This is a genomic window from Rhizobium sp. P2_G2 (assembly GCF_056403555.1).
On record NZ_JBFUFF010000030.1, the window covers coordinates 36,379 to 57,843 of the forward strand.

The following is a 21,465-nucleotide window of genomic DNA, read 5'->3' on the forward strand; positions in this document are numbered from 1 at the left end:
TAGAAGCAGGCCACAATGGTGTCAATACAATGTGCGCACGAATATTAAAGATGTAGCATTATCAAATGTTTGTAACGACCGCTGTCAAATCTGTTACAGCGGACATCAAGTCCCCTGATCCTTCTCGAAAGCCTCGGCAAATTCCGGCGAGGAGATGAAAGCCAGAACGTTCCGGATTTCGGTTGATTTCTCGGCGCCGAAAACCCTGTCGAAACGGTTCTGGGCAACCCGCCATTTTGCCACCAGCTCTTCCTGCTTGGCTTCACCGAACGCCGTCAGTCGCACGCGCTTGACACGCCGGTCATCGGCATCGGCGATCATTTCGACAAACCCGTCGCGGATCAGCGGCTTGACCGTATGGCCGAGCGCCGAAAGGTCCATCCGCATCGTCTCCGCCAAGGCCTTCATCGACGGCTGGCCATCGTAGCGGATCTGGCTCAACAGGCTGAACTGCGTGCCTTTCAGGCCCGTATCGCCCATGGCGCCCTCGTAGAGCTGGCCGAGTTGGCGCGCGGCGCGGCGGATCGCGCTGTTCGTGCAATGCATCCAGATGGCGTCGGGCATGGTGGGCACTCCTTTACGCTTTACCTATCCGGTTGGGCGGCGCATCGGAAACAACAAAAATTCCGTTGGCGCCCTTGCCATTCAAAATTTCCCTTCCGATATAGTGGCATATGCCAGTAAATTCCAGAAGGAGAGAAATCATGGCACGGACAGCGAATTTGGGTGTGGCGCTCGTGACCGGCGCCTCGGCCGGCATCGGCGCGACGTATGCAAGGCAATTGGCGGAGCGCGGCTACGACCTTCTGCTCGTCGCCCGCGACGTCAAGCGCCTGGAAGCGCTTGGCGCGGACCTGGCAGAGGCGTTCGGCATCAAGACCGAGGCCTTGCCCGCCGATCTCTCCGATCGCGACGAGGTCAGGAAAGTCGAAGCCAGGCTTCGCGCCGATCGATCGATCACGCTGCTGGTCAACAATGCCGGCATCGGCCCCAACGGGCCGGCCCTTTCCAACGATATCGACTATCTGGACCGGATGATCGCCATCAATGTCTCTGCCGTCAACCGGCTGGCGGTGGCAGCGGCGCAAACATTTGCCGAACGCGGCAAGGGCGCCATCATCAACATTGCATCGGCCGTGGCCATCGTGCCTGAACGTTTCAACGGCACTTATAGCGGCTCGAAATCCTTTGTGTTGGCGCAGACGCTGTCGCTTGCCGCGGAATTGCAGGGCAAGGGTGTTCGCATTCAGGCGGTACTTCCCGGCTATACGCGCACCGAGATTTTTGATCGCGTCGGCGGCTCGATCGACAATCTGCCACCCGAAATGGTGATGGATGTCGAGGACCTCGTCGCTGCAGCACTCGCGGGCTTCGACCAGGGCGAACTTGTCACGATCCCGTCCGTTGAAGATGCCGGCCTCTACCAGGCTTTCGAGACTGCCCGCGGCGCGCTGGGCCTGCAGGGCTCGCGCAACAAACCCGCCAGCCGCTATGGCGTCAGCAAACAGGCGGCCTGAGTCTTACCAGGCGAGTTCCAGCCGTTCGAGCCCGTGGAAATGATAGACATCTTTGACCGCGGGCTCGGCGGCAAGCCGCATCTGTGGCAGCCGTTCGAACAGGATCGGCAGAGCGATCTGCATTTCGAGTCGCGCCAATGGTGCGCCGATACAGAAATGGATGCCGGCGCCGAAGGACAGGCTCGTGCCCTCGTCGCGGTCCGGCCGAAAGGCGAGGGGGGTGCTGAATTTCCTCGGGTCGAGATTGGCTGCGGCGAGGATCAGCCCGACCTCGTCGCCCTTTTTCAGCTCGATACTCTCGAATTCCACATCTTCAAGCGCCCAGCGCTTGAAGATGTGGACCGGCGCGGAAATGCGAAAACTCTCCTCGACCGTCAGTTCCGTCGCGCGGGCATCGGCAAACAGCGTTCGTGGATCGCATCCCGATTTCAAGATAACGTTCACCGCATTGCCGATCTGATGGACCGTGGCCTCATGGCCGGCATTCAGCAGGACGATGGCCGTGGACACCAGTTCGTCCTCGGTCAGATATTGTCCGTCACGGGCCGGTGACAACATCAAAGTCAGCAGGTCGTCTTTGGGGTCGGCGCGTCGCTCCGCGGCCAGCCCGACGATATAGCCGGCGAATTCCTTTGCCGCCTTGTTGGCACGATATTCGTCTTCCTCGGTCTTGCCGAACATATACATGCGCACATAGTCGTGGCTCCAATCGAGCAGTTGCCGGCACATGTCTTGCGGCACGCCGATCATGCTGGCGATGACGGTGACGGGGATGATCTCGGCAAACGAGGCGAGCAGTTCCGTGCCGCCATTCTTCTCGAACCCGTCGATCAGCTGGTGGGAAAGGGCCGCGATCTCAGGCCGCAAGCGCTCGATATTGCGCGAGACGAAAGCGCGGTTGACCAGCGTCCTCAGCCGCGTGTGTTCCGGCGGCTCGATGGAGAGCAGCGACTTCGATTCCGACCGGTCGAAATCGGCAAGATGCGGCGAGGGCTCCGGCCAGCCCAGATCTTCTCGGCTCATGACATGGGTGATCTGCCGGCCGAAGCGACGGTCGCGCAGCATGGCATTCACGGCATCATAGCCGGTGAAATACCAATGCCCTTGCTCCTCCCACCAGAAGGTCGGGGAGAGGGCATGCATGGCCGCATAGCCCTTGTTGGGTTCGCGGTAGAAGGCGGGATCGCGAGCATCAAGCGAAAGGCGGCGAGTTGCGGGATCGAAGGTGAGGTAGGAAGGCTGGGTCATGGGGCCAATCTGTTATCAACGATTGGCGGGCAACGGAAGACGGGCCTGCACCCTACATACGGGAGACCGTTGTGCCACCTGATGGTCACCAATGACGAAGATGTGGCTAAACTCCTATCCGAGCCAGGAGGTCATCCCAACGACAATTCCAAGATCTGACACATGTCAACTCTTTGAAGACATTTATCCTTTCTTCACCGTCCGACACAATTCCGGTGCAAGCTTGCGTCATTGTAATCCTCATTTAAAGCCGAATCGGACAGGGATACCCGGCAAATTCCCGGTATGGCTTGAAGTCCATGGATCGGACACTCTATGTATGGGAAGAATAAAGAGGATGATTCCCGGAAATCCTGAGCGTTCGGGACAGTTTGTATGAAGGATGGATATGAGAGATCCGATTGAAACGACCATGGCGATTATCCCGCAGGTCATCGAGCAGACCAATCGCGGCGAGCGGGGCTGGGATATTTTCTCGCGCCTCCTCAAGGAGCGCATCATCTTCCTGATCGGCCCGGTCGACGACACCATGGCGGCGCTCGCCTGCGCCCAGCTGCTGTTCCTCGAATCGGAAAACCCGAAGAAGGAAATCGCGCTCTACATCAATTCGCCCGGCGGCTATGTCACGGCCGGCATGGCGATCTACGATACGATGCAGTTCATCCGTCCGCCGGTCTCGACGCTCTGCGTTGGCCAGGCTGCGTCGATGGGCTCGCTGTTGCTGACGGCCGGCGCCACAGGTTCGCGTTTCGCCACGCCCAATGCCCGTATCATGGTGCACCAGCCTTCGGGCGGCTTCCAGGGCCAGGCGTCGGATATCGAGCGGCATGCCCGCGATATCCTGAAGATGAAGCGCAGGCTCAACGAAATCTACGAAAAGCACACCGGCCGGCCCTATGAGGAAGTCGAGCGCGCGCTCGATCGCGACAACTTCATGACGGCGGAAGAGGCGAAGGACTGGGGTCTCATCGACCGCGTCATCACCTCGCGTGTCGAGAACGAAGGCGGCGAGGAGTAGGAAACGTTCAAAACCCCGTCATTTTCCCTGTTCTTGACAAGATTGTCGTGGAAAGGGACTTTGCGGAAGAGGGTATGGGCGTTAAAGATACGTATTAAGCCTATGTTGAAGATTTGTGACATAGGCTTCCCCTGAAGCAGGGGGAGTTGTTGCTGCGTCCGGGCATCCATGTATGATGTCCATAGCAAGCTCCCCGAAGCCTCGTGTAACAGCGGATCTGCCGCTTCATGCCGGGGTGTCAAATTTGACCCCGCGTTGCCAACGCCCGGTCGCGGCGTGCTGGAAGGAAAATGAAATGAGTAAAGTCAGCGGTAACAGCGGCGGCGATTCGAAGAACACGCTTTATTGTTCATTCTGCGGCAAAAGCCAGCATGAAGTGCGCAAGCTGATCGCCGGCCCGACAGTTTTCATCTGCGACGAATGCGTCGAACTCTGCATGGATATCATCCGCGAGGAAAACAAATCCTCGATGGTGAAGTCCCGCGAGGGCGTGCCGACGCCGCAGGACATCATGAAGGTGCTCGACGAATATGTGATCGGCCAGAAGCAGGCCAAGCGCATTCTCTCGGTCGCCGTCCACAATCACTACAAGCGCCTGGCGCATGCGACGAAGAACCAGGATATTGAGCTTTCAAAGTCCAACATCCTGCTCGTCGGCCCGACCGGCTGCGGCAAGACCTATCTCGCCCAGACGCTCGCCCGCATCATCGACGTGCCCTTCACCATGGCCGATGCCACGACGCTCACCGAAGCCGGTTATGTCGGCGAAGACGTCGAGAACATCATCCTGAAGCTCCTGCAGGCGGCGGACTACAATGTCGAACGCGCCCAACGCGGTATTGTCTATATCGACGAAGTCGACAAGATCAGCCGCAAGTCCGACAACCCGTCGATCACCCGCGACGTGTCGGGCGAGGGCGTGCAGCAGGCGCTCTTGAAGATCATGGAAGGCACGGTTGCCTCTGTCCCGCCGCAGGGCGGCCGCAAGCATCCGCAGCAGGAATTCCTACAGGTCGACACGACCAACATCCTGTTCATCTGTGGCGGCGCTTTCGCCGGCCTCGAAAAGGTGATCTCGGCCCGTTCGGAAAAGACCTCGATCGGCTTCGGCGCCAAGGTCGCCGCTCCGGATGAACGCCGCGTCGGCCATGTGCTGCGCGACCTCGAGCCGGAAGACCTGGTGAAGTTCGGCCTGATCCCGGAATTCATCGGCCGTCTGCCTGTTATCGCGACGCTCGAAGACCTTGATGAGGACGCGCTGATCTCGATCCTGTCGGAGCCGAAGAACGCGCTCGTCAAGCAGTATCAGCGCCTGTTCGAGATGGAAGACGTGGAACTCACCTTCCACGAGGACGCTCTGCGCGAAATCGCCAAGAAGGCGATCGTGCGCAAGACCGGCGCCCGCGGCCTGCGCTCGATCATGGAAAAGATCCTGCTCGACACGATGTTCGAACTGCCGGCACTCGACGGCGTTCAAGAGGTCGTGATATCAGAGGAAGTCGCCAAGGGCAGCGCCCGCCCGCTCTACATCTATGCGGACCGGCGCGACGAGAAGGCTCCGGCCTCCGCCTGATTGCCTGCGAAACATTGGATTTGCGGAAAGGCCCGGTCAATCCGGGCCTTTTGCATTGCATACGATGTAAATAACTCGATTTATTCAGAAAAATTCGTTTGCTCCGGCTGGCCGGAAGCGTCAAAGTTTCGATTGATTCCAGGCGTCGAATGCGAGGCTCACCACGTTTGCGCAAGCCTCGCAACATTTGGATCGCCTAATGTGAACTGTGAATTGTGACAGCTGTTTGACAGAGGTCATTGCTCCGGGAGTTGAAAGGCTTGAATTGCATAGCTCAGATATCCACCTGTACCCCAACACAGGCTGGATCGCTGAGACGCTACAGAAGCCGGCGGCCGTAAGGGCCTGGAATGAAAGGGAAAGAAATGACCAAAAAAACATTCCCGACGGAAGGAAATGTGCAGAACTACCCGGTCCTGCCGCTTCGTGACATCGTTGTGTTTCCGCATATGATCGTGCCCCTGTTCGTCGGCCGCGAGAAGTCCATCCGCGCTCTCGAAGAGGTTATCGGCACTGATCGGCAGATTCTGCTCGTCACGCAGAAGAACGCCACGGACGATGATCCGCAGCCATCGGCTATTTTCGACGTCGGCACGGCTGCCAACGTCCTGCAACTGCTCAAGCTCCCCGACGGCACCGTCAAGGTTCTGGTCGAAGGCCGCAGCCGTGCGCGCATCGAAGAGTACACTGATCGTGAGGAATTCTACGAAGCCGCCGCCGTCGTGCTGGCCGAGCCGGAAGAGGATGCCGTCGAGATCGAGGCCATGTCCCGTTCCGTCGTCTCCGAATTCGAGAACTATGTGAAGCTCAACAAGAAGATTTCTCCGGAAGTCGTCTCCGCCGCCGGCCAGATCGATGACTATTCGAAGCTCGCCGACACGGTCGCTTCGCACCTATCGATCAAGCTGACCGACAAGCAGGAAATGCTCGAAACCGTCTCCGTCAAGGGCCGCCTGGAAAAGGCGCTCGGCTATATGGAAGGCGAGATCTCGGTCCTGCAGGTCGAGAAGCGCATCCGCTCGCGCGTCAAGCGCCAGATGGAGAAGACCCAGCGCGAATACTATCTCAATGAGCAGATGAAGGCCATCCAGAAGGAACTGGGTGACGAGGAAGGCCGTGACGAAATGGCCGAAATGGAAGCGCGGATCGCCAAGACCAAGCTTTCCAAGGAAGCCCGCGAAAAGGCCGATGCCGAATTCCGCAAGCTCAAGCAGATGAGCCCGATGTCGGCGGAAGCCACCGTCGTGCGCAACTATCTCGACTGGCTGCTGGGCCTGCCCTGGGGCAAGTTCAGCCGCATCAAGACCGACCTGGCCAATGCCGAAAAGATCCTCGACCAGGATCATTTCGGTCTCGACAAGGTCAAGGAGCGCATTGTCGAATATCTCGCCGTCCAGGCCCGCTCGACCAAGATCAAGGGCCCGATCCTTTGCCTGGTTGGTCCTCCCGGCGTTGGTAAGACCTCGCTTGCCAAGTCGATCGCTAAGGCGACCGGCCGCGAATATGTCCGCATGGCGCTCGGCGGCGTGCGCGACGAGGCTGAAATCCGCGGTCATCGCCGCACCTATATCGGCTCCGTGCCCGGCAAGGTCGTGCAGTCGATGAAGAAGGCGAAGAAGACCAATCCGCTCTTCCTGCTCGACGAAATCGACAAGATGGGCATGGACTTCCGCGGCGATCCGTCCTCGGCCCTGCTCGAAGTGCTCGATCCGGAACAGAACTCCACCTTCATGGATCACTACCTGGAAGTGGAATACGACCTGTCGAACGTGATGTTCATCACCACCGCCAACACGCTGAATATCCCGGCGCCGTTGATGGACCGCATGGAGATCATCCGTATCGCGGGCTATACCGAAGACGAAAAGCTGGAGATCGCCAAGCGGCATCTGCTCTCCAAGGCCATGCGCGACCACGCGCTACAGCCGAAGGAGTTCACGATCACCGATGAAGCGCTGATGGAAGTCATCCGTGCCTATACGCGGGAAGCCGGCGTCCGCAACTACGAGCGCGAACTGCAAAAGCTCGCCCGCAAGGCGGTCACCGAGATCCTGCGCAACAAGGTGCTGTCGGTCGAGGTCACCAAGGACAACCTGGCGGGCTATCTCGGCGTGCCGAAGTTCCGTCATGATGAAGCCGACAAGGAAGACCAGGTCGGCGTCGTCAATGGTCTGGCTTGGACCGAAGTTGGCGGTGAGCTGCTCACCATCGAAGGCCTGATGATGCCCGGCAAGGGTCGCATGACCGTTACCGGTAATCTGAAGGACGTGATGAAGGAATCGATCTCTGCGGCCGCATCCTATGTCCGCTCGCGGGCGCTCGATTTCGGCGTCGAGCCGCCGCTGTTCGAGAAGCGGGACATCCATGTCCACGTTCCCGACGGCGCGACCCCGAAGGACGGTCCGTCTGCCGGTATCGCAATGGCAACGGCCATTGTCTCTGTCATGACCGGCATTCCGGTGCATCACGACGTGGCAATGACGGGTGAGATCACCTTGCGCGGCCGTGTGTCGCCGATCGGCGGCCTGAAGGAAAAGCTGCTGGCGGCTCTGCGTGGCGGCATCAAGAAGGTGCTGATCCCGATAGACAACGCCAAGGACTTGGCCGATATCCCGGCCAATGTGAAGAACAATATGGAGATTGTTCCGGTCTCGCGGATGGGCGAAGTGCTCGAACATGCGCTGCTGCGCCAGCCGACGCCGATCGAATGGGACGAATCTTTCGACACAGCGACTGCCAAGGCAGCCGCTGCCACGGACGATGCGGGCGTCGCGATAGCCCACTAAACTGTTCTTCGTGCCAGAATGGCGCAAAAAAACCGATGGCCGGTCTCCTGACCGGCCATTTCTTTATGGAAAACAGCGTAAAAAGGCTGGATTTGCCGGGTTTTTGCTGTATCAGAGTTGCGGCCGGGCCACCGATAATTAATGTGCCCAGAATTATACGATTCGTTTCAAACCAACTACGAAAGGGGTGGAAACATGAACAAAAGTGAACTCGTTGCTGCAGTCGCCGAAAAGTCTGGTCTCTCCAAGACCGATGCGGCCTCTGCCGTCGATGCGGTGTTCGATACCGTTCAGGACGAGCTCAAGAAGGGCGGCGACATTCGCCTCGTCGGTTTCGGTAATTTCTCCGTGACCCGTCGCGAAGCGTCCGTCGGCCGCAATGTTTCGACCGGTGAAAAGGTTGATATCCCGGCACGCAACGTGCCGAAGTTCACGGCCGGCAAGGGCCTCAAGGATGCCGTGAACGGCTGACCCTATCAGAGCCAGTAGGCCCGAACAAAGCCCGGCGCACTCGCGCCGGGCTTTGTTTTTGGTCAAAGAACTTTGGTGTTCGGGGGCACCCCCCTCCGCCCTGCCGGGCATCTCCTCCTCAAAGGGGGAGATTGGCTGGGGGGCACGCTCTTCGCACCAATTCAGGTGTTGAGATCAGGGCGAGTGGTCGCCGCGGGTCGATCTCCCCCCTTGAGGGGGAGATGCCCGGCAGGGCAGAGGGGGGTAACACCACCCACCACCCGCTAAAGCAGCCTCAAGCCGCTTGCGCCACCGTCGGAACGACCGCAACGTCATAGGTCGGATCGGTCACCGCGATCGCCGCTGCCGCGACCTCGCGGCCCTTCTGGCGGAAATGCGACAGGAAGAATTCGCGGTGGTCCGGATGCTCATGAAAATGGTGCGGTGTCAGCACCGCCGACAGCACCGGCACATTCGTGTCCAACTGCGCCTGCATCAACCCGTTGATCACCGCGGCGGCGACAAATTCATGCCGATAGATGCCGCCATCGACGACAAGTCCGGCAGCGACGACGGCGCCGAATCGGCCCGAAGCGGCGAGGCGCTTGGCCTTGAGCGGGATTTCGAAGGCGCCCGGCACTTCGAAGAATTTCAGCTCATAGCGGTTTTCGCCGACGGCGAGCATGGCGGCCTCGAAGGCCTCGCGCGCCTGGTCGACAATGTCCTTGTGCCAGCAGGATTGCACGAAAGCCACGCGGATGGGCGGCGTGCTGCGCTCGGCGGGGCGGAGGATGGTCTGGGTATTTTCTTGATCCACGTTCGGGTCCTTTCTTTGCCACAACATGAATCAGGGCAAGCGGACGCCAAACATACGCCCACGCAAATGCGCCGACGTTCAGGCTCCCGATCTCTTTCATCCGGACTATACCGTCGGCTTCGGAATCGCACCGAATCTGCTGACCTTGCCGTTTCCGGAAAGCGCTCGCGGGCTTGCGGACCGTTCCGCTTACCGCCGGTGGGGAATTGCACCCCGCCCTGAGATCACACCTTACGTTTTCGCAAGGTAGTCTACAGATATTGTGTATTTTCACGCTTGGCAAGGGGTGGATGCGAACGGCGCGTCAACTGCCTTCACGATTTCTTTCTGCTATCTTGCCATTCTCGAAAGCCCATGACCGCTGCCATCGTCAGAAATGCAAGTGTCAATGCGGCAAAGCCGACTGTGAGTACCGGTTCGCCTATCGAGGGGCGCTGCTTGCGGATCGACAATGTCTCGAATGACCTGTCGATGAGAGCGCTGTCGCTGCCACGAGCGCGCTCGGGAAACCGTCGCTTATATGTTGCCAGTGTGTACCAGCAGGCCTTGATCACCCGGTCGCCGCGTCCGGATGCTCGATTGTAACCCTGGACGTAGTCTGTTCCGAGCGCACCCCGCTTCTCATCACATGCCACAGGAAGGAGATAGGATCGAGGATCGAAGTTCCTGAGAAATTCTGCGAGCAACATTTCCTGCCGTATGTCGGAAATTCCGATCGACAGGAATGGCAGCATAACGATCGGGTAGATCAGGAGAACGGGGCGGACATATTTCCGGTAGGTCTCCTCGGGGAATATGCGGGAAGGGGACATGACAGGGATCGGGCTGGAGGCGATACGTCTACGTAGTGTAGACAAGCGACGTTAGAAATCCTTTCCACCAGAAATTATTTCCTTCCGTCCTGTAACCCACCAGATGCCGGCTTGCGCAGCCGATCTTGATTGCGCCGCAACCCCGCTCTATACCACCTGCGCCTACCATCACTGACCTCACAGGGTGCCTGCTTGACCGATTCGGCCGCGACCAATCCCGATATTCATGTCCTCGAACAATTGCTTGCCGTCGGGCGCCGCCGCTGGAAATCGCTGCTGCTGTTCATCCTGGCTGGCATTGTCCTCGCCTTTCTCTATGCCGAGAGCCGGGCGCCGCAATATTCCGCCTCGGCCGCCGTCATGGTGCGTTCCGGTTTCGCCGCCGACCCTGTGCGGCCGGGCATCGAGACGATCACGCCGGAGGAAGAGGGCCAGTTCCTCAGCCAGCTCGAATATATGGAATCAACGACTGTCGCCGCCCGTGTTGCCGACAAGCTGAAACTGACCGACGACCCTGATTTTGCTCGCCCGGCATTGTCTGGTTACAAGCGCCTGATTGCTGTGGCCAGGCGGCTGGCGCATCTCGGTGCAGCCGACAAGGCGCAGCCGGGGCTGAAGCTCGACCGCGACCAGGTGATTGCGCAGTTGCGGGCCAATGCCGGTGCCGCGCGTGTCGGCCGCACCTATGTGGCGACCATTTCCTATATCCATCCCGATCCTGCCGAGGCGCAAAAGATAGCGCAGGCCTTTGCCGAGGCTTTTCGCGAGACGCTGGCTGACGCCAATGAAGCGGCCAATGCCAAGGTCCGCGTCGCGGTTGAAGCCGAGCTTGCCAAGGCGACGCCCGAGACCAAGGCGGCGCTGCAGCAGAAATATGAGGATACGCTGATCGAGCGCGCTGTTCCCGGCGTCGATGCGGTGGTGATCACCGATGCCCGCAAGCCGGCCGCGCCGAGCTCGCCGCGCAAGCCCTTCATCCTGGCCATTGGCGCGGTGTTGGGCGCTGCCCTTGGCTGCTTGGTTGGCGGCTGGAGAGAGATGAAAGACCATGGCGTGCGCGATGGCGACCGGATGGCGCGCAGCCTCAAGACGCGTTTCCTTGGTTATATTCCGGCCATGGCCGTCGACCGCAAGCCCGGCAGCATCAGCGCCAACAATCTGACATTGCCTGCCGGCGCGCGGCTGGCTGCGTCAGAGCCATTTTCACGCTTTAGCGAGGTCGTGCGTGCTGGCGCCGTCGCCGCCCGGGCCGGCCGCTTGAGCTCGGTGATCGGCGTCACATCCGTTCTGGCGGGCGAAGGCAAGACGGGCTTTGCCGCCAACCTTGCGGCCCATCTCGGCAATCAAGGCCTTCGCGTGCTTTTGATCGACGCCGATGTCCGCCGCCCCGAACTGTCGAACTGGCTGGCGCCCGGTGCAGAAATGGGCATTGTCGATACGCTGCTGCAGAACAAGCCGCTGACCGAAACCGGCCTTTACGATTCGCGCAGCAATGTCACCTTTCTGCCGGCCGCGCTCAATGGCCGCGGCGTCGAGCCGGCCGGCCTGTTGTCCGGCTCGCAAATGCGCGATCTGATCGTTTCACTGCGTGGCCAGCATGAGGCCATCATTCTCAATCTGCCGCCGCTGACGACGGCTGCCGATGCCGCTGCGGCCGCTCCGATCGTCGATGCCTTCATTCTGCTTGCCGAATGGGGCACGCCGTCCCCGGAACTGATCGAGACCGTTCTCGCCGGCGAGCCGGAAGTCTCCGGCAAACTGGCCGGCCTGGCGCTCACCCGCACCAATTTCCATAAACTGCCGCTCTACGTGACGTCGGCGTCGCGTGGCGCTTACCAGAAGCGGATCGGCTGAGCCAATCGGCTCAGCGGCTTGTTTTCCACGTGGCTGCGGCCTGATAAAGGTCGAGCAATCCGTTGCGGACGCTTTCCTCGGAGAATTCGTCTGCCACCAGGGCACGGGCACGCACCGACGCCGCCTGCCATTCCTCGGCCGGCAGCGCATCTGCGGCCTTCAGCGCCGGATAGATCGTCTCGGGCGTGAATCCGGTATGGTAGGCGGCACCGCGTTCGAAGCCGATAGCGAGATTGCATTCGGGCGTCAGGATGGCCGGAATGCCGGCCGCCCAGGCCTCCAGCACCGCCATCGGCAAGCCTTCGCTCTTCGATGGCAGCATGAAATAGCGGGTGACGCTCATCGAGCGGTTCTTGTCCGGACCATATTGCGGGCCGGCGAACAGGGCATTGCCGAAGTCACGGCCAAGTGCTGCGGCCTTGGCCTCGAAACCTTCGATGCCATCGTTCCAGCCGCAGAAGACGAGCAGGGAACGGTCGCGGAAGCCAGGGTCTTCGGCGGAAAGCCTTGCCCAGGCATCCATCAGTTCCATGCAGCCCTTCTTCTCGTGGATTCGGCCGAGGAACAGGTAGACATTGCGGCTGTCGAATTCCGGTTTCCACCAGCCGGGCATCTCGCCGTCACTGACGAAGGGCTGGGCGAAATTGCGCACGATCTTCGCTGGCTGGCCTGTGAGGAATTCGGCGACATCGCCCGTCTCCTTGTCGGTCAGCAGGTGGAAGCCGGCGGTCTTGCGCAGGAAGCGGTCCTGGTAGAGCGCCGACACCGCGCCCTTGAGTCTCGGCGAGCGCGAGCGGATCCAGGGTTCCAGCATGCCGTGCGGCGAGACGATATAGGGCTTGCCCGTCAGCATCGACCAGGCCTGCACGGCGGCGCAGTGGAACTGCCAGACTCCATGCACATGCACCAGGTCCGGCTTGGCGCGCATCAGCGACAGCAACATGCCAGGCGCGAGGCTGAAGCTCTGCGGGCCGTAGAAGCGATGCAGGTAAAGCTTTGCCGCTTGCCACTGCTTCGGGTCGACCTTTTCCATGCGCGTGTCGAGCGTGTGGACGGAAATCTCGTCGAAACCCGCTGACGCCAAAGCGGCTACATGCAGCCGCGCCGCTTCGGCAACGCCGCCGCCGAGCGGCGAGATCGTCGGCAGCGCCAGTGCGAGCCGCCGGATCATCGCTGGTTCCCGATCAGGCCAAGGATGTCCTGCAGGCGGGTGAAATTCTTCTGGTAGACTTTTACCGCATTGCGAATCTCGGCCTCGGCGGCGGCGAGATTGTCATAGTCGGCGGAAAGCTGGCGGATCATGTAGTCGTAGTCGATGCTGTCGATCGGCGTATGCCTGTGCGAGAGCTTCAGATCGTTCATGATATATTCGGTCTTCGGCAGATAGGCGATGGCGAAGGTCGGGCGCCCGGCCATCATCGAGAAGATGCAGGAATGGAAGCGGGTGCCGAGAAACACTTTCGAGCGGGTGATCAGCGCCCGCAGAATATCCGGCTCGCGGCTCTTGGCATCGATGACGACGGGGTTTTTCGCCTTCTTCTGGATCTCATAGGCCGTCGGCAGGTCTTCGGAGACCTGGTTGAAGATCACGGGTGTCAGCCCGTAGGTGCTGCTCATATGGTCCGCGGCACGAGCAACGGCCGTGGTATAGCGGTCGTAATCGGCCTTGGGATCTCTGGATTTCGGAAAAGACCAGCCGACCACGGTCATGCCAAAGATGGGCTTGGCAGGATCGACCCCGATCTCGGTGTAGATGCGGTCGACCAGCTGAGGATCGTCTTCGACCCGATCGTTCCAGAAGGCACTGTCGCCGGTGCGATAGACATTCTTCTCCGGTAGCCTGAGCCCCAAAGCCAGGAAATCCCAGCTATAGCTTTCGCGGGCGCAGAGATAGGGCACCTGACCGAGAACATAGCGGGCAACAGCGCGTGAAACCGGCCGCGAGATCGGGCCAACGCTCTGCGGCGCCAGAACCACCGTCTTGCCCAGGATCGTGCCGAGATGAATGTGGAGCAGCGCGATGAAATAGGCGAAGTTGGTATCGTGGATATAGCCACCCGGCGCCGAAATCACCACATCGCTGTCGCGGATCGCCTCGAAGGTTTCGCGCTGCTTGCCCGGCAGCAGGCGTGCCAGGCCGAGCCAGGGAACATAGGCGCTGACCCAGGCGTAAATCAGATAAAGCAGCGACTTCAGCCGGTTCGCCGCACCGCCGCCGCCGGTATTGCCGATGCGCTCCGACCATTGCACGGTCGGATGCACAGCCTCGGCATCGCCGATGCCCTCGAACACCGCGCCGGCAATCTGCGCATCGGGGAATTTCGCCCGGATCTCATGGATGCATTCGTCCAGCAGGACGGAGTCGCCGCGGTTCGAACGGCCGAACGCGTTGACGATCATGAATTTCATAGGGCTCTCCGGTGGGTGTCTCTTATGCAGGCTCTCAAAGCCGGAAATTGTGCGGGAAATAAGATGGTTGCGGCCGGATCATGTCCTGCCAGAGATAGCTGGCTCTGTCAAAGCGGGCAGGGCGACGCGGTTAATCGCTTTCGTCTGCCGTGCTCGCATCCAGCAAAGCACGCCCAGGAAGGCCGGCCAGAGCGGATTGGCGATGAGAAAATTCGAGGCCGGGAAGGCGAAGACGAAATTGTAGAACAGATAGAAATAGAGGAACATCGAGGCGTCGTTGAGCCGCCCCGTGCCGAGATCGACGGCAAACATCCAGATCAGTCCGATGCCCAGTGCGGTCAGCAGCGCGAGGCCGGCAAGACCGAATTTGTGGAACACCGCGTAGTTTATGAAATGGATGTTGTGCACTTCCGTAGCGCCCAGCAGTGCATGCTGGCCGGGTGTCTTGTCGGCGGCGGCGGTCATGTCGACGGTGCGGCCGAGACCCATGCCGAACAGCCACTCCGCGTCGCCGGCCGTGTCATAGTCCTCCATCACCTTGATGCCTTCATAAACACGTTCATAGGACGAGACGTGGTTATAGACAGGATCGCCTTTCATGATCTGGATGGCTTCCCTGACATTGCGCGGCAGGTCCTGCACAACGTCGTCGTCGAGCGAGACCGCAAAGTTCAACACGCCGATGACTGCGAATATGGAGAACAGCAGCAGGATCAGCCAGCGGCGATAGAGCAGGTAGATCACCCAGATTGTGCCAACGGCGAGGATCGAGGCGCGATTGAGTTCAATCGCCACCCCGATATATTCGTCCTGCGAGCCGAGATGGACGAGGCCATAGATGACGAGCCCCAAAAACTTCTCGATCAGGCGCGGCCGCATCAGCATGGCATAGAGCGCCATCACCTCGACGAGCACATACTGGTAGTCGTTGTCCTTCTTGAAGATAGAGGTGAAAGTAAAGACAAGCACGATCAGCAGCATCGGCAGCGAGAAGATCATGCGCAATGCCTGATCGACCGAAATCTCGCCTCGCGGATTGCGGAAGAACTGAAACGCCAGAATGCCGGTCAGCATGTAGAGCGTCCATGCAATGATGTAGGGCGTGGCGTTGTGGTTGGCGATCCCGATGACCACCGAGATGAACAGCACCGCCATCAGAAGCAGCGCGTAAGGGTGCGGCACTGCGAATCTGAAGGTCACCTGGTTCAGGACAATACCGACAGCGATGAAGCCAAGGCTATAGATATAGGTGAGGCCGTTGAGATAGGGTGTCTTGGCAAAGCCGATAACGCCAAGCCCAAATTCGACGACCATCGATGTTGCTGCATAGGCAAGGATGAAGCCGACGAGAAACAGGCCGAACCTGTCCATCCGCTGCAGGCGCGCAAGCAGGCCGTCTCTGACCTCAGGCATAGGCATGACGGACGAAATTCCTCTTCAGCCAGAAATAAGAGAGCGAGATGACGATCGCATGCGACAAGAGATCGCTGGCGACGAACACCGATACGCCCATCAGCCCGACGAACAGATAGCCGAAACCGATCGCCACCACCACCGCGCTGATCCGCGCCATGGCCGCCGAATGGATGAGATTGCGCGCGAACATCGCCTGCACCAGCGACTGCCCGATCGCTTCGGTGACGATCGTCACCGAGAAGAAGCCGAGGAACAGCCAGGCCTGGTGGGTGAAGCCGCCGGCAAACCAGACGATGACGATGCTGGCAAAGACCACCGCGACCATGATCGCAGCCGTGATGGCAAAGCTGATCTTCTGGATCCAGACGAGCGGGAAGGTGGCGATTCGTGGATTGCCGGCCACAGCCTGCACCATGCGCGGGAACTCGATGCGGCGGGCAAAGCCGGAAATCTGGCTGGCGGCGCTGACGATCTGCTTGGCATAGACAAGCATGGCGGTCGCCGTCGTGCCGAGAAACATCGAGGCGATGGCGAGCTGCGCCCGGAAATAGAGCTGGCCGGGCGCAAGGCCGGCAAGCATCGAGCCTTCCTCGATAAAAGCCTTGCGGATGCCGCCTGGCGTTGGCTGCTGCCATCGGACGCGCCAGCCGAGCACGCGGAGCGCGATGAACTGTACGATGACGGTCAGGATATAGCCGAGGCTGAGCGCGCCGCCGGTGGCCAAGCCCGCCTCGGGCGGCGCCTGGCGCACGGCAAGCACTAGAGCCACCGCCGAAGCCACATAAGCGATGGAGCCGGTCAGCCCGCTGATGCCGCTCTTCTGCAATCCATCGAGAAAACCCGCGCCGTTGAAGGCCCAGACCAGCAGTGCCGGCAACACGCCGAGCAGGTAGTTGCGCGAAAAAACGGGCAGGGGCACCAATGCCTGGAAGATCAGCAGGCCGATGATCAGCGCGGCGGCCATCGTCAGCCGATAGACCGTCGTCTCCCAGTAGACGCGCCAGAGATCGTGCTCGTCGCCCTGTGCGACCAGGAGACGGGCGATCTGCGCCGACAAAATGGTCAGTGACCCAGATTCGACGATGATAATGCCGAGCATGGCAAAGGAAAAATGCGTGCCGAACAGCGCCAGAAGCTCGGTGTGGCCGGCAGCGACGAGATAGGTCTGGGCAAGGAAGATGGAACCCTGGCCGATGCCGAACCCACCGATCAGCATCCCCAAATTGACAAGGCGCCTGATGGCGCCTTGATCACGAAACCCCGGAAGTTTCATCTGTCATCCGGCGAAGGCGTGGACGAAGGAGATGCAGCCGTCCACCTTGGAGAGCTTGCGCGACAGATCGGCACGCCGGTCCTTCTGGTCCTCGCGGTCGCCCTTGGAGGCGTTGAGGATAGCCTTGGCAAGCGCATCGACATCGCCCGGCGGCGTCACCAGAGCGCTATCGCCGAGGAAGTCGGCAAGTTCAGTGCCAAGATCGGCGGTCACCACAACCGGAGCGCCCGAGGCCAGCATACCGCCCAGTTTGGAAGGCAGCACGAGATCGGCGGCACCGCGCTCCTGCGGCAACGCGTGCAGGCTGGCGAGATTCATGAACTCGTTGAACTTCTCATAGGGCTGGAAGGGCAGGAAGGAGACGTTCGCCAACTGTCCATATTTGGCGACCAGCGACTTCTTCGCCGGTCCTTCGCCGGCAATCACGAACTTGATCTTCAGGCTGTTTTCCAGCTTGCTGGCTGCCTCAAGAAGCGTGTCGAGACCTTGCTTGGCGCCGATATTGCCGGAATAGAGGACAATGAAGTCGTCATCGGCATAGCCGAGCTCCTTGCGGTAGCCCGACGTGCGGCCAAGCGGATAGATGTGTTCGAGGTCGACCCAGTTGCGGACGATGGCAACCTGTTCCGGATTGCCTGTCTTCTCTGTCAATTTCTGCGCCATGCGCTCCGAAATCGTGATGATGCGGTCAAAACCCTTGAGCGTGACCTTCTCGAACAGCAGAGCCGCCTTTTTGACGAAGCCGATCGACTTCAAATGCCCGACAGCGAAAGCCGCGTCCACTTCGAGGTCCTGCGCATGCAACACTGTGCGCGCTCCGACGGCCTTCGCCGCGAGAATGGCGAGCGGCGAAGCGAACAGCGTCGGCTCGACGCAAATGACAAAATCTGGACGATGCCGCAGGATCTGCCACAGCACGACGGGTGCTGACGTCGCAGCGAAGCTCAACGGCGCGATCAGCCGCCAGATACCGCCCATGTTTTCCTTGAGGAACAGCGGCACGCGCATAATCTTGACGCCATTCTTCCGCTCGGAGGAATAGGTGTTCTTGTAACCGTCCTTGACCGCCCAGCCGGGATAATGGGGGGGCGTGGTCACAACGCTGACCTCGGCTTTCTGCTTGCTGAGATATTCGGCGATCTCACCGGTATATTTTCCGACGCCAGCGATTTCGGGCGAGAAATTCATGCCATAGACGACAACGCGCTTTCCCTCGATGCGCAGATCGTCGGGAAGCATTTTCGCGGTTTCTATCCGGCTCAGTGGGGCATTCATGTTCATTCTCTCTAGAACCCGTTGTTACGGAAATGCACGAAATCTTGTGAGGTTGAAGTCGGAATGACAGACGATGTAGATGCAAAGGTATTCAACTTGCCGCACATAACGCCTTCACGGCCAGAATTGTTCCAATGCTTCCAACTGCCCGGGCCAGCCGAGTTTTTTGGGAGGGTCACCCGGCTAACAAAACACGACTACTCCTACCTCCGTCAAGATTTCATGCGACGTTTCGCAAGATTTTACAAACCCCTGTGGCCATCGGGTATCGCTTGAAAACTGGCCCAAATTTGGGCCGGATATGAGCTTTTTCGGGTCCCGGAACCATGTCTCCCTACCATGATGAGTCTTGCCCGCCACGCGTCGATCGCGCGCCGTCGACAGTCCACATACATTGGTTCGTTTCACTGCAAGCGACCGAATCTGGGAGAAATTAAGGCGAAGAGAACTTGGCGTTCACATCTACGTGAATTGGTGATTTCACGCAATAATCAGACGGAAAAAATTATCGTTTCAAACGCGACTCAGTTATGTTGTGGCGAGATTAAGAAGCATAATGCAATCAGTCGCTTACCCTATTCGACGCCAGCTTTGTGCCGGTCGCCATTGAATTGCCCAGTTTGGCGTACCATATGCCCAGCGTCGGCCGCAAAATGAGCCGGCTTCGAGCAACGTTGAAATGATCAGAGGAGGGAGTGGAATGGTCGAGGCCAGTCGCGTGTATTCCCGACATCTTGATGACAGGCGTTATGCGTCTTGCGGCTGTGTATCCGGCTGCCTTCTTGAGCGAATGTAGTCTCCGCTCGCATTTTAATCACCCGAATTTTGGTACTGAGCCCGTTAGTAGCGGGAGACAGGGGTCTGTCATGACCAAGCAGGTCGTAGAATATGCCGGCCAACCGGTCGGAATTGCCGTTCCCGAAGACGGCAAGGTCAAATTCATAGCCGTCAAATTCCATGTCATGGAACTCGACAACCATGTTTATCCATCGGTTGCCGCCGTGCAGAATGCCATCCGGTCGCTGCAGACGCATCGGCCGCATGCGGCATAGCCGAAATCATCCAATTTGATGCCATGGAACCGCCGGCTCTTCACCGGCGGTTTCTTTTTGGAAACCCTTTCGGGGTGTCCAGTATTTCCCCCTTGTCTTTGCCACAAACACAGCGTTCTCTCGTGCCGCGACTTCTACCGATGGTGAGCACAAGGAGGGATGGCTCATGAAGAGGAAAGGTACGGATGGCAACGACACGCTTTCAGGCGGTGATGGCGACGATGTCCTCTCCGGCGGCGCGGGCAATGATGTCCTTTATGGCCGCGGCGGCACCGATCTCGATCAGGCGCAAAGTTTCATCCGCTCGAAGACTATAGCCAATATCGGCGAGGGCGCCGTCGAGGTCACCACGGCTCCAGGCGATGACAGCCATCTCTATGGACTGAACAAGCAGAGCGGCACGATCTTCCGGATCGATTCCGATACCGGCAAGAAGACGACCTTTCTCAATATTCCCGACGGCGATTTCTCCAGCGGTGGTGAGCGCGGCGTGCTCGACGTGGCTTTCGACCCCGACTACGCCACGACGGGACGGTTCTTTGTCTATTTCACCGACCCGGACGGCAATATCGAAATCCGCGAATATCATCATACCGCAGGCCAGGCAGACGCCGATGCGGACCCGGTCAAGACCATCATCACCATTCCTCATCCCGGCGAGGACAACCACAATGGCAGTTCGATGGCGTTCGGGCCGGATGGCTATCTCTATATCGGCACCGGCGACGGCGGTGGTAGCGGAGACCCCAACGGCAATGCGCAGAACAAGGACGTGCTGCTCGGCAAGATCCTGCGCATCGACATCAATGGCGATAAGTTCAAGCATGACGACACGAGGAACTACGCCATCCCCGACGACAATGCTTTCGTCGGCAAGGCCGGCGCAGACGAGATCTGGGCGATGGGCGTGCGCAATCCCTGGCGCTTCTCCTTCGACACGAATGGCGATCTCTATATCGGCGACGTCGGGCAGAATGCCTGGGAGGAGGTCGACTATGTCAAGGCAGGCACGAATAGCGGCCTGAACTTCGGCTGGAATTTCCGCGAAGGCCGGCATCCCTTTAACGGCACGCCGCCCGACCCGAAGGCCTTCACAAACCCCGTATTCGAATATTCTCACAATGGCGGAAGTGCCGCGATCACCGGCGGCGTGGTCTATCACGGCGAAGGCGGGCTCGATGGCTCTTACTTCTTCGCCGACTTTGTCACGGGTGCACTTTACACCTTGCATATGGTCGACGGCAAAGCCGTGGGCGCAACAGAGCGAACCGAGCAGGTCAAGGGTGATGCTGTAAACGGCATCGTCGATTTCGGCACGGACGCCAACGGCAACCTCTATGCCGTAACCTTCGACGGTCGCATCATCCACCTGACACCCGGCAAGGGTGCTGGTGATGGGGCAGATTCGCTGCACGGCGGTGATGGCGCCGACAAACTCTATGGCGGTGCCGGCAATGACAAGCTTTCAGGCGATGCCGGCCGCGACCGTCTCGATGGCGGGATCGGCAACGACCTGCTGACCGGCGGCAGCGACGCCGACCGTTTCGTGTTCAAGGACGGCAGTGGCAATGACAGGATCACCGACTTCACAGCCAAGGGCCAGAATCACGATGTCATTGATCTCACGCAGTTCCATGGCATCAAGAATTTTGCCGAATTAATGGGCAATCACGTCACCGAACATGGCGGAAATGTGGTCATCGAAAGCGGTGGCGACAGCATTGTTCTCGTTGGATTGGAGAAAACTGACATAAACCGCCAAGACTTTGATTTTTGAGCAGTTTTTCCACTTGGTGTGGAAAACGCTTCGAAAAGTGTTGAAATAATGTCATCCCCGCTCAATAAAAGGATTGTGACCGGAGCGCGGCGGGGGGTGACCTGTTGCAGCACATCTTGTTTTGCGTTAGCAGCCGGCTTAGTTGATGATTTGACCGCGCCGCCATGACGGCGACGTGGAGACCGTGT

General features: G+C 59.4%; 17 protein-coding genes and 1 riboswitch. Of the genes, 8 read left to right on the forward strand and 9 right to left on the reverse strand.

Annotation, left to right across the window (positions count from 1 at the left end; translation table 11 throughout):
- Positions 1-105 precede the first annotated feature (105 nt).
- Complete coding sequence (locus AC1D06_RS20935) at positions 106-564, reverse strand: MarR family winged helix-turn-helix transcriptional regulator (protein ID WP_477879567.1); 459 nt, start codon at positions 562-564, stop codon at positions 106-108.
- Between the two features lie 140 nt (positions 565-704).
- On the opposite strand from AC1D06_RS20935, the gene AC1D06_RS20940 reads away from it, so the two are divergent.
- Positions 705-1,517, forward strand: a complete 813-nt coding sequence (locus AC1D06_RS20940; protein ID WP_477987759.1) for an SDR family NAD(P)-dependent oxidoreductase — start codon at positions 705-707, stop codon at positions 1,515-1,517.
- Positions 1,518-1,520: 3 nt separating this feature from the next.
- On the opposite strand, the gene AC1D06_RS20945 is transcribed toward AC1D06_RS20940, so the two are convergent.
- The gene (locus AC1D06_RS20945; protein WP_477879565.1) at positions 1,521-2,765 is read right to left on the reverse strand and encodes a cytochrome P450; all 1,245 of its coding nucleotides are present in this window, start codon (positions 2,763-2,765) and stop codon (positions 1,521-1,523) included.
- A gap of 388 nt (positions 2,766-3,153) precedes the next feature.
- On the opposite strand from AC1D06_RS20945, the gene AC1D06_RS20950 reads away from it, so the two are divergent.
- From AC1D06_RS20950 to hupB, 4 genes are all read left to right on the forward strand, one after another.
- Positions 3,154-3,783: an ATP-dependent Clp protease proteolytic subunit gene (locus AC1D06_RS20950; protein ID WP_477879563.1), complete on the forward strand. Its 630-nt coding sequence runs from the start codon at positions 3,154-3,156 to the stop codon at positions 3,781-3,783.
- 295 nt (positions 3,784-4,078) lie between these two features.
- On the forward strand, positions 4,079-5,356 hold the full coding sequence (gene clpX / locus AC1D06_RS20955; protein WP_477879562.1) for an ATP-dependent Clp protease ATP-binding subunit ClpX: 1,278 nt from the start codon (positions 4,079-4,081) through the stop codon (positions 5,354-5,356).
- 365 nt (positions 5,357-5,721) lie between these two features.
- Positions 5,722-8,142, forward strand: a complete 2,421-nt coding sequence (gene lon, locus AC1D06_RS20960) for an endopeptidase La (protein WP_477987760.1) — start codon at positions 5,722-5,724, stop codon at positions 8,140-8,142.
- Positions 8,143-8,337: 195 nt separating this feature from the next.
- Positions 8,338-8,613, forward strand: a complete 276-nt coding sequence (gene hupB / locus AC1D06_RS20965; RefSeq protein WP_477879558.1) for a DNA-binding protein HupB — start codon at positions 8,338-8,340, stop codon at positions 8,611-8,613.
- 274 nt (positions 8,614-8,887) lie between these two features.
- Here the strand turns inward: hupB and AC1D06_RS20970 are convergent, their stop codons facing one another.
- Both AC1D06_RS20970 and AC1D06_RS20975 read right to left on the reverse strand, forming a co-directional pair.
- A complete protein-coding gene (locus AC1D06_RS20970) occupies positions 8,888-9,409 on the reverse strand; it encodes a 6,7-dimethyl-8-ribityllumazine synthase (RefSeq protein WP_477987761.1) in 522 nt (173 codons plus the stop codon).
- An 84-nt stretch (positions 9,410-9,493) separates the two neighbouring features.
- Positions 9,494-9,639: riboswitch (FMN riboswitch) on the reverse strand.
- 84 nt (positions 9,640-9,723) lie between these two features.
- Positions 9,724-10,221: a hypothetical protein gene (locus tag AC1D06_RS20975; protein WP_477987762.1), complete on the reverse strand. Its 498-nt coding sequence runs from the start codon at positions 10,219-10,221 to the stop codon at positions 9,724-9,726.
- Positions 10,222-10,413: 192 nt separating this feature from the next.
- On the opposite strand from AC1D06_RS20975, the gene AC1D06_RS20980 reads away from it, so the two are divergent.
- Positions 10,414-12,075: a nucleotide-binding protein gene (locus tag AC1D06_RS20980; protein WP_477879553.1), complete on the forward strand. Its 1,662-nt coding sequence runs from the start codon at positions 10,414-10,416 to the stop codon at positions 12,073-12,075.
- A gap of 10 nt (positions 12,076-12,085) precedes the next feature.
- On the opposite strand, the gene AC1D06_RS20985 is transcribed toward AC1D06_RS20980, so the two are convergent.
- The 5 genes from AC1D06_RS20985 to AC1D06_RS21005 all read right to left on the reverse strand — a co-directional run bounded on the left by AC1D06_RS20985 (position 12,086) and on the right by AC1D06_RS21005 (position 18,448).
- A complete protein-coding gene (locus AC1D06_RS20985) occupies positions 12,086-13,246 on the reverse strand; it encodes a glycosyltransferase (RefSeq protein WP_477987764.1) in 1,161 nt (386 codons plus the stop codon).
- On the reverse strand, positions 13,243-14,484 hold the full coding sequence (locus AC1D06_RS20990) for a polysaccharide pyruvyl transferase family protein (protein ID WP_477987765.1): 1,242 nt from the start codon (positions 14,482-14,484) through the stop codon (positions 13,243-13,245). The genes AC1D06_RS20985 and AC1D06_RS20990 overlap by 4 nt, the downstream gene beginning before the upstream one ends.
- Positions 14,485-14,562: 78 nt before the next feature.
- The gene (locus AC1D06_RS20995) at positions 14,563-15,903 is read right to left on the reverse strand and encodes a hypothetical protein (protein ID WP_477987766.1); all 1,341 of its coding nucleotides are present in this window, start codon (positions 15,901-15,903) and stop codon (positions 14,563-14,565) included.
- A complete protein-coding gene (locus AC1D06_RS21000) occupies positions 15,890-17,173 on the reverse strand; it encodes an MATE family efflux transporter (RefSeq protein ID WP_477879547.1) in 1,284 nt (427 codons plus the stop codon). The genes AC1D06_RS20995 and AC1D06_RS21000 overlap by 14 nt, the downstream gene beginning before the upstream one ends.
- A 3-nt stretch (positions 17,174-17,176) precedes the next feature.
- A complete protein-coding gene (locus tag AC1D06_RS21005; RefSeq protein WP_477879546.1) occupies positions 17,177-18,448 on the reverse strand; it encodes a WcaI family glycosyltransferase in 1,272 nt (423 codons plus the stop codon).
- A gap of 866 nt (positions 18,449-19,314) precedes the next feature.
- Between AC1D06_RS21005 and AC1D06_RS21010 the strand changes: the two genes are divergently transcribed.
- Both AC1D06_RS21010 and AC1D06_RS21015 read left to right on the forward strand, forming a co-directional pair.
- Positions 19,315-19,500: a hypothetical protein gene (locus tag AC1D06_RS21010; RefSeq protein WP_477879544.1), complete on the forward strand. Its 186-nt coding sequence runs from the start codon at positions 19,315-19,317 to the stop codon at positions 19,498-19,500.
- Between the two features lie 166 nt (positions 19,501-19,666).
- The gene (locus AC1D06_RS21015) at positions 19,667-21,277 is read left to right on the forward strand and encodes a PQQ-dependent sugar dehydrogenase (RefSeq protein ID WP_477987767.1); all 1,611 of its coding nucleotides are present in this window, start codon (positions 19,667-19,669) and stop codon (positions 21,275-21,277) included.
- Positions 21,278-21,465: the final 188 nt, after the last annotated feature.